This window comes from Janthinobacterium sp. SUN026 (assembly GCF_030397625.1).
GTDB lineage: Bacteria > Pseudomonadota > Gammaproteobacteria > Burkholderiales > Burkholderiaceae_D > Janthinobacterium > Janthinobacterium kumbetense.
This window is the reverse complement of record NZ_JAPQNU010000003.1, coordinates 344,150-356,387: the sequence shown is the minus strand read 5'-3', so window position 1 is coordinate 356,387 and position 12,238 is coordinate 344,150. Positions and strand designations below refer to the sequence as shown.

Annotated in this window: 11 protein-coding genes; 4 read left to right on the top strand and 7 right to left on the bottom strand. The window is 62.4% G+C overall.

What is annotated here, in order from left to right; all coding sequences use genetic code 11:
* Window positions 1-36: 36 nt before the first annotated feature.
* The gene (locus OX459_RS16330; protein ID WP_289905830.1) at window positions 37-1,482 is read right to left on the bottom strand and encodes an FAD-dependent monooxygenase; all 1,446 of its coding nucleotides are present in this window, start codon (window positions 1,480-1,482) and stop codon (window positions 37-39) included.
* Between the two features lie 80 nt (window positions 1,483-1,562).
* Here OX459_RS16330 and OX459_RS16325 point away from each other — a divergent pair, with 80 nt between their 5' ends.
* From OX459_RS16325 to OX459_RS16315, 3 genes are all read left to right on the top strand, one after another.
* Window positions 1,563-2,213 carry a TetR/AcrR family transcriptional regulator C-terminal domain-containing protein gene (locus OX459_RS16325; protein WP_289905829.1) on the top strand — a complete coding sequence of 217 codons (651 nt, stop codon included), beginning with the start codon at window positions 1,563-1,565 and terminating at the stop codon, window positions 2,211-2,213.
* A gap of 145 nt (window positions 2,214-2,358) precedes the next feature.
* The gene (locus tag OX459_RS16320) at window positions 2,359-3,117 is read left to right on the top strand and encodes an ArsR family transcriptional regulator (protein ID WP_289905828.1); all 759 of its coding nucleotides are present in this window, start codon (window positions 2,359-2,361) and stop codon (window positions 3,115-3,117) included.
* 76 nt (window positions 3,118-3,193) lie between these two features.
* Window positions 3,194-4,033, top strand: coding sequence for an HDOD domain-containing protein (locus OX459_RS16315; protein ID WP_099668278.1), 840 nt, complete (start codon window positions 3,194-3,196; stop codon window positions 4,031-4,033).
* A 73-nt stretch (window positions 4,034-4,106) separates the two neighbouring features.
* Here the strand turns inward: OX459_RS16315 and OX459_RS16310 are convergent, their stop codons facing one another.
* From OX459_RS16310 to OX459_RS16295, 4 genes are all read right to left on the bottom strand, one after another.
* The gene (locus OX459_RS16310; RefSeq protein ID WP_289905827.1) at window positions 4,107-5,918 is read right to left on the bottom strand and encodes a DUF885 domain-containing protein; all 1,812 of its coding nucleotides are present in this window, start codon (window positions 5,916-5,918) and stop codon (window positions 4,107-4,109) included.
* Window positions 5,919-6,179: 261 nt separating this feature from the next.
* Window positions 6,180-7,277 carry a M48 family metallopeptidase gene (locus OX459_RS16305; protein ID WP_289905826.1) on the bottom strand — a complete coding sequence of 366 codons (1,098 nt, stop codon included), beginning with the start codon at window positions 7,275-7,277 and terminating at the stop codon, window positions 6,180-6,182.
* Complete coding sequence (locus OX459_RS16300; protein WP_099665761.1) at window positions 7,274-8,440, bottom strand: HPP family protein; 1,167 nt, start codon at window positions 8,438-8,440, stop codon at window positions 7,274-7,276. The genes OX459_RS16305 and OX459_RS16300 overlap by 4 nt, the downstream gene beginning before the upstream one ends.
* 79 nt (window positions 8,441-8,519) lie before the next feature.
* Entirely contained in the window at window positions 8,520-8,816 is a 297-nt protein-coding gene (locus OX459_RS16295; protein ID WP_289905825.1) for a DUF3349 domain-containing protein, read from the bottom strand.
* Window positions 8,817-8,964: 148 nt separating this feature from the next.
* Between OX459_RS16295 and OX459_RS16290 the strand changes: the two genes are divergently transcribed.
* On the top strand, window positions 8,965-9,477 hold the full coding sequence (locus OX459_RS16290) for a thioredoxin family protein (protein WP_289905824.1): 513 nt from the start codon (window positions 8,965-8,967) through the stop codon (window positions 9,475-9,477).
* A gap of 16 nt (window positions 9,478-9,493) precedes the next feature.
* On the opposite strand, the gene OX459_RS16285 is transcribed toward OX459_RS16290, so the two are convergent.
* Complete coding sequence (locus OX459_RS16285; protein WP_289905823.1) at window positions 9,494-11,494, bottom strand: methyl-accepting chemotaxis protein; 2,001 nt, start codon at window positions 11,492-11,494, stop codon at window positions 9,494-9,496.
* A 189-nt stretch (window positions 11,495-11,683) separates the two neighbouring features.
* Window positions 11,684-12,181, bottom strand: coding sequence for an Lrp/AsnC family transcriptional regulator (locus OX459_RS16280; RefSeq protein ID WP_289905822.1), 498 nt, complete (start codon window positions 12,179-12,181; stop codon window positions 11,684-11,686).
* Between the last annotated feature and the right edge of the window lie 57 nt (window positions 12,182-12,238).

Sequence of the window (12,238 nt, the reverse complement as noted above, 5' to 3'; positions counted from 1 at the left end):
TCGGGTGCCGTTTTTTTTCGTCTTGAGATAAGTCAATCAGACCGCGTGGTCCGCATAGCCGTCGGGCCGGATCAGCAGGCTTTTGATGCCGGCCAGTGGCTGGCAGCCGGGTTTGATGGTCAACGAAGTGAGCCAGGCCGCATCGAAACGGTACGGTTGTGCTGCGTGCGCGGCATTGCCAACGACCAACTGCAGCCATTTTCCCGCGTGCAGCAGTTCATGGATGCCCACGGCCGTGCCGTCGGCCAGGCGCAGCAGCCAGTCGGGCACGCGCCGGCCGATCCAGTCTGCGCTGCCGGTGCTCGCGTCAGAGCCCAGCGAGATGGGATAGCGCACGCCAAAGCCGGACAACTCGCTGGCCAGCGCGCGGTTGACGTCCGGTTGCGCCAGCATGTCGCTGATGGTGGCGCGCAGGGCCAGGGTGCGCGCGTCAAAACGCGTCAGCATGGCCGTTTGCGCGAGGGTATTGTGCTGCAACGACACGCCAACGGGATGGCGCTCCGCATGGTAGCTGTCGAGCAGGCTGTCCGGTGCATAACCCTTGAGCACGCCGGCCAGCTTCCAGCCCAGGTTCATCGCGTCCTGCATCCCCACGTTCATGCCCTGGCCGCCTGCCGGCATGTGGATGTGGGCGGCATCGCCGGCCAGGAAGACGCGTCCCTGGCGATAGCGCCGGGCCAACCGTGTTTCGTCGTTGAAGCGCGACAGCCAGCTGGCGTCATGCAGGCTGAAATCGTAGTCCGCGATGGCCGTGCTGGCCTGCGACAACTCCTCCACGGTGGCCGCTTCCGCCGCCGCAGCCTGGGGACGGCGCGCATTCAGGGTGATGACGCGGTAGCGGTCTTGCCCCAGCGGCACGATCATCAGGCTACCCGCCGCGTTCGTCAGGGACAGCATCGGTGACGCGGGCGGATGACGCAGCCGCACATCTCCCATGAGCATGCTGCACGTGGCCGCCACGCCGTCGAAGGCGATGCCCGCCTGCTGGCGCACGAGGCTGCGAGCGCCATCGGTGCCGATCAGGTAACGGGCACGCAGGCAGAATGGGGCGCCATCGTGCGTGCCGGCCACCGTGACGCCATCGTCATCCTGCTGTGTCTGTTCCACGAGCGCGCCGCGAACAATTGCCACGCCGTCTTCCAGCAATTGCTCTTCCAGCAGGCGTTCCGTCGTGTTTTGCGGCAGGAACAAGGTGTAGGGGTGGGGCGTGTCGAAGCCGGAAAAGTCGAGCCGGGTATCGAGCCCCGCATAGTGGCCGCTGGACAAGGACGTGCCCAGCGCAACAAAGCGCTGGTCCAGGCCCCGCAAGCCCAGCATTTCCAGGGTACGGCCATGGATGGTCAGCGCACGCGAATGCGCGCTGCGTTGCGGCCGCCGTTCCAGGATGGCCACGCGGATGCCGGCCAGACGCAATTCGCAGGCCAGGGTCAGGCCGACGGGGCCGGCTCCGACGATGATGACTTCGATATCGCTATTGTGCATGTCGCTCTCAATCTAACGTTGTTAGTCTGCGCAAAATGGTAAACTAACGACGTTAGAGTTTCAAGGGAAATGACAGGAAAATGAAAATTCAACGCGAAGCCGTGGTGGCCAGGGCGCTCGAGCTGCTGGACGAAGTGGGTATCGAAGGCTTGACCATGCGCCGCCTGGCCGACGCGATGGGCATCAAGGCCGCTTCGCTGTACTGGCATTTTGCGAACAAGCAGGCTTTGCTTGATGGCATGGCCGACGTGCTGATCGAAGACGTGGCAAGGAACGTCGATGCGGATGCGGACTGGGAAGCGCAGTTGCGCCAGGTGGCGGCGCAACTGCGCGCGGCGTTATCGGCCCGCCGCGATGGCGTGCGCGTCTTTGGCGGTACCTATGTGATATCGGAAAACGTGTTTCGCGTCGCCGAAGCGTTAATCGGCCCGATGCGTGCAGCCGGGGCATCGGAGAAACTGGCCAGCTGGAGCGCATTTACGCTGCTCTATTATGTGCTCGGTTTTGTCATGGAAGCGCAAGGTACGGGACCGGGAAGTGCCGCGATGCATGCATTATCGAACCGGCGTGCCGCTTTCGCCGCCATGGCGGCCGACCATTATCCGCACGTGCTCGCCTCTATGGATGCCATCTTTAATGCGGAAATCGACGACCGTTTTAATGCGGGTCTCGATTTGATTATGATCGGCTTGCGGGAAAAAATTAAAACGAATCAAGGTATATATAATTAATCTGTCCGGCATCCATATATTTTGATGGCCGGGCATATTCAATCACCTTCCTTTTTCCCCAAATTTTTACTGTTTCCCTGTTCGCTTTGCAGTAAGCACTCACATTGATTCTCCTCCTCGGCGCCGTTACGGGGCGTGCCGTGGCGTGTCTGGCGATACCGAGTGCCGTCAGCACGGCCGCCACTGGTCGCGGCCGGCACACGTGTTGCGCAAATGTCCGGGCATGGCGGGCCACGCCAATTATCAGTTTATTCATGCTAAGATTTGGCGCATGATTGCCCAAGCCCTGTTTACTCCCGCCCAGCAGAAACTGCTGGGATTGCTGTTTGTCCGCGTGAATGAAGGCTTTCACTTGAACGAGATCATGCGTCTGACCGGCCTTGGTAGCGCGTCGGCGCAACGGGAACTGCGCCGCTTGCATGAGTCCGGCCTGATCACGTCGGAGCGGATCGGCAATGTGCGGCGCTTTTGGCCCAACAAGGAAAGCCTCGTGTATCCGGAATTGAGCGGATTGGTGCAGAAAACTTTCGGCATCGTTGGCGTCCTCAGCATGACTCTGGCGCCCTTGCGTGCCCAGTTGCACCTGGCATTCGTGTCGGGTGCCACGGCGAAGGGACAGGACATGCCTGGCAGCGCCATCGATTTGCTGCTGGTGGGCGAAGAAGCCAATTATGGCGATCTGTTGACGGGATTGGCGCCGGCCGAGCGAACCTTGAGGCGTAAAATCAATCCCAACTTATATACGCTGGCTGATTATCGCCGGCGTCTGCGTGAAGGCCAGCCATTTCTGCTGCAGGTATTACAGCAGCCGAAGTTGTTTGTCATCGGCGATGAATCGCAATTGCATGCGCTGGCATTGCCAGATTCTTCCATGCAGGCGAATGACACGCCATCTGTATTCTAAAGGCCGGGCCTGGCATTTAATTTCTGACATATGAAATTTTTGGCTGGAAAAATATCTGAGGCGGATTGATCGTATGATGAATAAACTACAGGCTTTTGGTTTAATTGTTTCCCAGGCAGTACGGGGAGAATTAACGTTTCCCACGAGTGTTAATTCCGCATTGCAATTGCAATTGGCCCTGGCTGAACCTGACTGCCATATCGACCATGCGATCAAGCTGGTTCTGGGCGAACCCTTGCTGGCGGCGCGCACGGTCGCGCTGGCCAACTCGGCCGTGTACAGCCGCGGCGATGCGGCGCCCGTGACCAGCGTGCGCGCCGCCGTCATGCGCATGGGGTACCGCAATCTGTACGCGCTGGTGGCGGCCATGGTGGTGCGCCAGTTCGGCAGCAAGATCATCGACCCCGTCCTGCGCCAGAAGGCGACCCAGCTGTGGGAGCACACGGCCCACGTGGCGGCGCTGGCGCACGTGCTGGCCCGCCGCGTGACGCACGTCGATGCCGACACGGCGCTGTTCGCCGGTATCGTGCATGAGGTGGGAGGCTTCTATTTGCTGTCGCGTGCCGACGAGTTCCCCGGCTTGCTCGACGATGATACGGATCACTGGATGGAGTCCGCTGAAGAGATCATTTCCCGCGAAGTCATGAAGAAGCTGCTGATCCCGCTGGCCGTGAGCGAAGCCATCGAAGGCTTGCGCGATGGCTTGCTGTCCATCCCGCCCGACTCCCTGCTCGATACCTTGTTGTTGGCCAAGCAACTGTCGCCCGTGCCGTCGCCCTTGCAGCTGACGTACGTGGAAATGCTCACGCCGTCCGATTCCGTCATCGATTTCATTATCGACAACGAGACCCTGCAAAGCATCCTGGCCGAATCGGCCGAGGAAGTGCACTCGATGAGCGCCGCGCTGCTGGTGTAGCTGGAAACGCCGGCGGCGAAAAAAAACGGCAGCGCCACCGGGGCGCTGCCGTTTTGCCTTCAGGCGCTGCGTCTTATTTCTGCTGCGCGATCCAACGGTCGACCTTGGCTTCCAGCAGCTTCAGGGGCAGGGTGCCGTCGCCGAGTACCACTTCGTGGAACTTCGGCAGGCTGAACTTGTCGCCCAGCGCTTGCTGCGCGCGCTGGCGCAGTTCGACGATTTTCAGCGAACCGATCTTGTAGCCCAGCGCCTGGCCCGGCCAGGCCATGTAGCGTTCCGTTTCGCTTTTCGCCACGGCGTCATAGCCGAGGGTGTCGCGCATGTACTTGATCGTCTGCTCGCGCGTCCAGCCCTTGGTGTGCAAGCCCGTGTCCACCACCAGGCGCACGGCGCGCAGCATTTCGTCGTTCAAGTGGCCGAAATACTGGGCCGGATCGTCGAACAGGCCCATTTCCTTGCCCAGGGTTTCCGCATACAGGGCCCAGCCTTCCGTGAAGGCATTGTTGCCGCCGAAACGGCGGAAGTTCGGCAAATCCATCTCTTGCACCAGCGCCAGGTGGAAATGGTGGCCTGGCTTGCCTTCGTGCAGGAACAGCGTGGTCATGCCCGTGTCGCCATACAGTTTCGGATCCGTGACGACGGACCAGAACACGCCCGGGCGCGAACCGTCGGCGGCCGGCGCCGTGTAGTGGTCGGCGGCCGTGTCGCGGCTCAGTTCAGGTTCCAGGCGCAAGTCCAGCGGCGCCTTAGGCACCAGGGTGAACAGGGCTGGCAATTTACTGTCCAGCAGCACGTTCAGCTTGCGGTAGACGTCGAGCACTTCCTGCTCCGTCTTGAACGGGCGGTATTTCGCCTGTTCCGACACCCACACGGGCAAGCCGGCCGCCGGGCCGTTGTAGCCCATCTTCGGGCCCACGATCGCGTATTGTTCCTGGATGCGCGCCACTTCCTTCAAGCCGATGGCGTGGATTTGCTCCGGTTTCAAATCCGTGGTGGTGCTGCTGGCCACGCGTGCCTGGTACCAGCTAGCGCCATCGGGCAGGGCGCTCCAGCCGCTGCTCGTGCGGCCGGCCGGCAGGTAATCGCGTTCCATGAAGGTGGACAGGCGCTGCAGCGCAGGCATCAGCTTGGCCTCGATGATGACGGTGTAGGTTTGCGTCAGGCGCGCCTTGTCCGCATCGGAAAAGCTGGCCGGCAAGTTCTTGATGGGCGTGTAATAGACGCTGTCCTGCGGCGTGGCGCTGACGAGTTTCTTGAATTGCGGCAAGGCCGATTCCGTCAGCGCCTTCGGCAGCACGATGCCTTTTTGCATGCCGACTTTCATGTTGGCGATGGCCTGGTCTATCCAGCCCGGCAACTGGCCGATACGGCTCAGGTAAGCGTCATACTCCTTGACCGTGGTCAAAGGCTGCGATGCCTCTCCGCCCGCATAATTGGCCAGGGTGACGGGCATGCTGTCCATCTGGTTCAAGGGCAACAGGTATTCGGGGAAGCGTTCGAAGCTCAGCGCCGTGGCCAGTTCATAGTCGAGGATATCGTAGTTGATCTGGTCCTGGTGCGACAGCTGCGCGCGGGCAATGCTGCGCAGGGTCTTCTGGTACTGGCGGTACAGCGCGAATTGTTTTGCGCGCGCGGCGGGCACGATGGCTGAACCGATCTGGTCGTCAAAACGGTTGTCGCCGCTCTCGGTGGCATTGATCGGCTCGAAACGGGCCAGCGCATCGTAGTATTGGTCGGCCAGCACTTTCAGCTGCTGCTTCGCTTTGGGCGCGCTGACGGCCACGGTTTTGGCTGCGGGCTGGGCCGCTTGCGCCATGGGCGCATGGGCGAGCAACAGGGAGATGGCCAGGGTGCCGAGGGTGCCGGCGGCAAAACGATGCTTCATGCGCGAGATCCTTTGTAAGGAGGGAATGAACGGAGGCTTACAACGCCTAATAAAACCGTAGTGAGCGGAAGGAAGTTGTGGTCGAGAAGCGCAACTGTACGAAGGTACAGTGAGCATCGCAGACCGCAAATTACGACGCGCAGTAGGTTTTGATAGGCGTTCTTGGCGGGGTCGGGGGTGGCCATTCAAGAAGGAACAGCCGGGGCGTAAGCATACGCCATTGCCCAGTGCGTTTGGACAAATTGTGCGGGAGAAATGTTGCTATTTGTCCGCTGACGCGACCAGGGCTTTCATCGCCTGCCAGTGCTGGCTGGCCAAGGGGACGCAGGCAGGGCAGGGCGTGGCGGCGATCAGGCTGCGGATCTGTTGCGCGCGTGCCGCCGTTTGCGGGTGTGAGGAAATCCATCCCGGTACGCTGGCCTTGTCCTTGTCGTCGAGTTTCTGGAAAAAGCGCAGCATGCCGTCCGGGCGGATCTGCGCGCGCTGCAAGGCCAGCAAACCCAGGCGATCCGCCTCTTCCTCCATGTCGCGGCTGAAATACAGGGTGCCGGCCTGGTGCGCCAGCATGGCGGCCACGGCGCTGATGTCGCCGATGGTCACGCCCACCAGGGCGCCCCAGCCCAGGCTGCTGATCATTTGCCGCAGCGAATGGCGCTGCTCCACGTGCTGCACTTCATGCGCCAGCACGCCGGCCAGCTCGCCCGGATCCCCCGCCTGGCGCAGCAAGCCCGTATGCACAACGATGATGCCGCCCGGCATGGCAAACGCGTTGACCGTGTCGTCCTGCTTGACGAGCCAGCGGTACTGGTAGCGCGAACCGGTCGTCAGCTGGCGGCCGATTTCCTGCACTGTTTGCTGCGCCACGCCGCTCTCGCTGATGCCGCCTTGCGCGCGCACTTGCGCCAGGGCCAATTCGCCCAGCTGCTTTTCCGTGGACAGGGGAATCAGCCCCGCCAGTGCGCCGACGGCATGGCCGCCTTGCCACCACAGCAGGGCGGCCGCAACGACGGTGGCGCCCGTCAAACCGAGCAGCCAGCCCGACACCTGCCGCTGGTTGCGCTGGCGCTCGCCCCACAAACGCTGCAGTTGCGGCTGCAGCGCCGCCGGCGCTTCGCGCAAGACGATGGCGATGTCCTGCGCGCCGAGCGGCTTCAGCGACGCTTGCCGTCCTTGTTCGTCGAGCCAGTTCAGGAACAGTTCCGGTCCGTCGACGCCGCCGACGCTGACGATCAGCTGCGCCACGTCGACACCGTGGCCGGGCGCATCGATGGCCAGTTGGGCACCAAAGAAATGTGCGCTGACGGGCGTGCCAGCCGGGCCGCCATCAGGACCGGTCAGCAGTGCCTGGAATGGCGTCATGCGGCGGCCTCGGCAAAGCGACTTTCGTACAGGGCCGCCATCAGGTCGGACTGGCTGATGATGCCGGCCAGGCGTTCATCCTCGTCGAGGATGGGAATATGGTGGTAGCCGGCGTCGGCCATCAGGGGCACGAGGTCGATGATGGGCGTGCCCAGGCGGGCCGTGTGAGGCGACGGCGTCATCAGCTGGCCCACCACTTCCGGCTTGTCGCCGTGGGACAGGCCGCTGCGCTGCAGCAAGCCGCGCAGCCGCTGGCGCATGCCTTGATAATCGTCGAGGCCGCCATGGCGCAGGAAATCCGTCTGCGTGATGATGCCGATGACGCGGCGCGCCCGGTTCAGCACGGGCAGGGCGCCCACCTGGTGCTCGCGCATGGTACGCCAGGCAACATCGAGCGGCGTGCCGAATTCCACGCTGAGCACATCCTTCGACATGATGTCGGCGCAGGTGACGACGCCGAAACGGCGCTGGTAGGCGCGCATTTCCGTTTGCAGGAAGATGGCTTGCAAATCGTCGCGGCTGATGTCGAGCACTTCGCTGTGCTGGCGCAAGACGGCATCGAGGTCATCCGGCGAAAAGCCCAGGCGGTTGCTGGGCACGTCATCCCGGGTGGCGTGCGGATGCGGTGCCACCAGTTGCTGGATGTGCGGGTAACGACGCCCCGTCAGATTGTTGTACAGCACGGCGCAAGCGACCAGCACGGCGGAATTGAACAGCACGGTGATGAAGACGAACTCAAAGCCGGCCGCATGCACGCTGGCGCCGCCGACCACGGTGGTGAGCGCCACGGCGCCGCCCGGCGGATGCAAACAGCGCAGGGCAAACATGGCGCCGATGGCCAGGCAGGCGGCCAGCGCCGCCACGCCCACGCTCGATCCCAGCCACTTCACGCAAGCCATGCCCACCAGGCCGGAGACGACATTACCGCCCACCACGGACCACGGTTGCGCCAGCGGGCTGGCTGGCAGGCAGAACAGCAACACTGCGGAGGCGCCCATGGGCGCGATCAGGTAGACACTGGCGCTGTCGGGAGCCAGCAGGAAATGGCAGATGAGTCCAGTGAGCAACAGACCGCAGATGGCGCCCGCGCAGGCGCGCAATTGTTCGCGGCGGCTGCCGTTGTTTGGTTGCGGCAGCCAGCGTGCCAGGAAAGAAGTCGTCATGGGGAGGGCGCGTTCGGGCCGCGTTGCTCTGTGTGAGCCCGATATTATCCCATGCGTTCCATTTCGCTGCCTGCGGGCATTAATCCCCGGCGCAGACGGCGTGCAGGCCGTGCCGCGCCAGCAAGTTTCTGGCAGCCGCGATGGCAGCCGGCTCCCGCTTGCTGCTGGCGCAGGCATAGATGTCATTGAGGACCGTCGCCGCATCTTTGACCGTGACGGCGGCCATCAGCTCGGCCAGGTTGCGGTCGGAAAAGTGTTCATGCAGCAGGGCCAGCACGGCGAAATATGCCGTGTCTGGCATGCCGCTGGGATAGGCGCTGCACAGCATGCGCGCGGCGCCGGATAGCGTTGGCGGCAGGCTGTCTGGCATGTTCAAGCGGCTTATCCTTGGCGTGCTTATACGTTTTTCGCATAAGCACAGTGCAATTAAATGGTGGATATTTCCTACAGGTACGCATATTCTAGACAATCACGCCCGCTGGCAGCTGTTCAGCTGGCTTCACGATCTCTCTCAGGAGTCCCGCATGCGCGTTTCCCGTTTCGTTTCCCTTTTCTTTGCCAGCCTGCTGCTTGCCGGCACCGCCGTTGCCGCCGCCCCCACACCGGCCAACCCTGTCGCCACGCCGCATTTGCCGTACAACGCGGCGGCCGACGCCAAGGCCGACGTGGCCCGCGCGCTGGCCGAGGCCAAGGCGGCGCACGTGCCTGTCCTGCTGATCTTTGGCGCCAACTGGTGCGAGGATTGCCGCGCGCTCGACAAGGCCTTGAAGGAAGGCAAGAATGCCGAGCTGATGCAACAGCAGTTCAAGGTCGTCAAGGTCGACGTGGGTAACTTCGACCATAACCTTGATGTGGCGCAAGCCTATGGCAATCCGCTCAAGAAAGGCATTCCCGCTGCCGTGCTCGTATCGAGCGACAACAACCAGGTGCTGTACGCCACCAAGGGCGGCGAACTGGCGAATGCGCGCCGCATGAGCGAGAGCGGCATTTATGATTTCTTCAAGCAAGCGGCGAGCGTGAAAGCGCCGGCGATTTAAGCGTTTTCCAACACCTTTAAAATTCTTCCCACGCATCGCTGGCCGGCGCTTTCGGGCGCGCTGCGGGTGCCGCTGCCTTGGCCAGTGCCGGGCGGGCCGGCTTGGGCAGCGCCGGCTTGCCGGCCGGCTGCTGCGCGGCATGCCCGGTTTCTTCCAGCTTGAAGACGCTGACCACCTGCGCCAGCCGCCCAGCCTGGTCTTGCAGGGACTGGGCCGCCGCCGCCGCTTCTTCCACCAGGGCCGCATTTTGCTGGGTGGCGTCATCCATCTGCGTGACCGTGGCATTGACTTGCGCGATACCCTGGCTTTGCTCCTGGCTGGCCGAAGCGATTTCTCCCATCAGGTCGGCGACTCTTTGCACGGAGACGACGATGTCCTGCATGGTGGCGCCGGCCGAGTCGACCAGCTTGCTGCCCGCGTCCACCTTGCTGCCCGAGTCGACGATCAAGTCCTTGATTTCCTTCGCCGCCTGGCTTGACCTCTGCGCCAGGTTGCGCACCTCGGTTGCCACCACGGCAAAGCCGCGTCCCTGTTCGCCCGCGCGCGCCGCCTCGACCGCTGCGTTCAGCGCGAGGATATTGGTTTGGAAGGCAATGCCGTCGATCACACCGATAATATCTGCGATCTTGCGTGAACTCTCCGTAATCGCGCCCATCGTTTGCACGACTTGTCCGACTACTTCGCCGCCCTTGACGGCGTGGCTTGAAGCCGACACCACTAGCTGGTTTGCCTGACGAGCGTTGTCCGCGTTCTGTTTCACGGTCGATGTCAGCTCTTCCATGGCCGCCGCCGTCTCTTCCAGACTTGACGCCTGGGCTTCCGTACGCGCCGACAGATCCAGGTTGCCCGACGCGATCTGGCTCGATGCGCTGGCAATCGCCCCGGTACTGTCGCGAACTTCGCGTATCGTCACATTCAGCGACGCGACGAAGCGGTTGAAGGCGGCGGCCAGGGCGCCGACCTCGTCTTCGGATTCGACGCGCATGCGGCGGCTCAGGTCGCCATTCCCGCTGGCGATCTCGCTGAGCATGTCGGCCGCGCGCGCGACGGGGGCAGCGATGGCGCGGCTGATGACATAAATGATGCACAGGGCGATGCCGCCCCCCACCAGGCCGGCGATCAGGGCGGCGATCAGGGCCGAACGCGTGACATTGCCCAGCACTTCCGCTTCCGGCACTTCGGCCATCACATACAGATTGAGTTCCGGCACGAAGGAGGCGGCGACGAACTGGCGTCCCGCCGGCGCGTCGTAGATGGCGTACGCGTATTTGTTGCTTGTCAGCAGGCTTTTGCTCAGGGTATCGCTAAAACCGGGCAAATCCTTGAGTTGATGCTTGCCGTCGGCCAGGGCCGTGTCGCGGTGCACCAGCAGCACGCCGTTGGCGCGCGCCAGGTAGACATGCCCCGTCTGGCCGATCTTGTAGCTGCGGATGGTGTCGGCCAATGCATTGATGGACAGGCCCAGGCCGGCCGCGATCTGCTTGCCGCCCGCCGTCTGGCCGCGCGCATTCAGGTACAGCATCAGGTCGCTGGAGTTTTCCGCCTTGTCGATGTCGAGCGTATAGGCCTTGTCGCCGGCCAGCAAGCCATAAAACCATTGGTCGGCGGCCTGGTTCTTGTCCAGGGTGCGCAGCAAGCCTTCCGTGGTGAAATACTTGCCCGTGCCGGCCGACGCCCAGTTGATCGAGGCCGCCTTGTTCTTTTCCTTGACGACGGTAGCGTAGCGCTGGAAGGTGGCGATACCGCTGTCGGGCAAGCCGGCGTCTTCCCAGTCTTGCAGGTAGACATCGTTGGCCATGGTTTGCACCACGGACAGGGGCTGGCTGATCTGGCGCAGCACGTCGTTGCGGATCTCGCCCACCTGCGCCGGCAATTCCTGACCGACGACGCGTTCGCGCACGTAATCGCTGCTCATGCGCACGCTGAGGAAGGACGAGATCGCCATGAAGAGCAGCAGGCACAAGCCCATGCTGAACAGGAGTTTTTTCTGGATGGAGAGACGGCGGAGCAGTGACATGGAAGACCTTGAATGATGGCCTGCACAATCGGCAGAAAAGCGGGCAGGCAAGCCTGCAGTATACCGGCCGGGCCGTGCGTTTCACTGCACCATTGCTGCTTTCAGGCTATTTATGTTGCAATGCAGCAACGCAAGAAGCAGGCAATCATGCCGATTTTTCATGCTTGTTCGCCATGCGGGGAAAATGGGTCAGGCAGGCAAGCCGTGGGCGATCAATTCCAGCGGCAATTCCGTGCTGCACTTGATTTGTTCCATGGAGAAGGCGGACGACACGCCCGTCAGCTGCACCGCCTTGATGAGCTTTTTATAGAAGGTGTCGTAGCCCTTGATGTCGGTGGTAACGACTTTCAGCAGGTAGTCGATATCGCCGCTCATGCGGTGAAATTCCTGCACCTCGGGCAAGACGATGACGGCGGCGGCGAAGCGGCGCAGCCATTTTTCATCGTGCTGGCCAGTGCGCACGCTGACGAAGACGGTCACGGGCAACCCCACTTTTTGCCGGTTGACGATGGCTACGCGGCTCTCGATATAGCCCTCCTCCTCCAGGCGCTTGACCCGTTTCCAGCACGGCGTGCTCGACAAGCCGATCTTCTCGCTGAGGGCGGCGATCGACAAGGTGCCATCCTGCTGCAGGGCGGCCAGGATGGCGCAGTCGAATTTGTCGAGCGGGCTGTTTGGTGAATGCATTTTACTATTCCTGTTTTTATGGCATGAACATGCTGCATATTACCGTGTTTGCAGTGT

Coding starts and splice junctions, on each gene's coding strand:
- OX459_RS16315 (WP_099668278.1), top strand. CDS start 3,194: ATGAATAAACTACAGGCTTTTGGTTTAATTGTTTCCCAGGCAGTACGG.
- OX459_RS16280 (WP_289905822.1), bottom strand. CDS start 12,181: ATGCATTCACCAAACAGCCCGCTCGACAAATTCGACTGCGCCATCCTG.
- OX459_RS16300 (WP_099665761.1), bottom strand. CDS start 8,440: ATGACGACTTCTTTCCTGGCACGCTGGCTGCCGCAACCAAACAACGGC.
- OX459_RS16305 (WP_289905826.1), bottom strand. CDS start 7,277: ATGACGCCATTCCAGGCACTGCTGACCGGTCCTGATGGCGGCCCGGCT.
- OX459_RS16325 (WP_289905829.1), top strand. CDS start 1,563: ATGAAAATTCAACGCGAAGCCGTGGTGGCCAGGGCGCTCGAGCTGCTG.
- OX459_RS16290 (WP_289905824.1), top strand. CDS start 8,965: ATGCGCGTTTCCCGTTTCGTTTCCCTTTTCTTTGCCAGCCTGCTGCTT.
- OX459_RS16285 (WP_289905823.1), bottom strand. CDS start 11,494: ATGTCACTGCTCCGCCGTCTCTCCATCCAGAAAAAACTCCTGTTCAGC.
- OX459_RS16330 (WP_289905830.1), bottom strand. CDS start 1,482: ATGCACAATAGCGATATCGAAGTCATCATCGTCGGAGCCGGCCCCGTC.
- OX459_RS16310 (WP_289905827.1), bottom strand. CDS start 5,918: ATGAAGCATCGTTTTGCCGCCGGCACCCTCGGCACCCTGGCCATCTCC.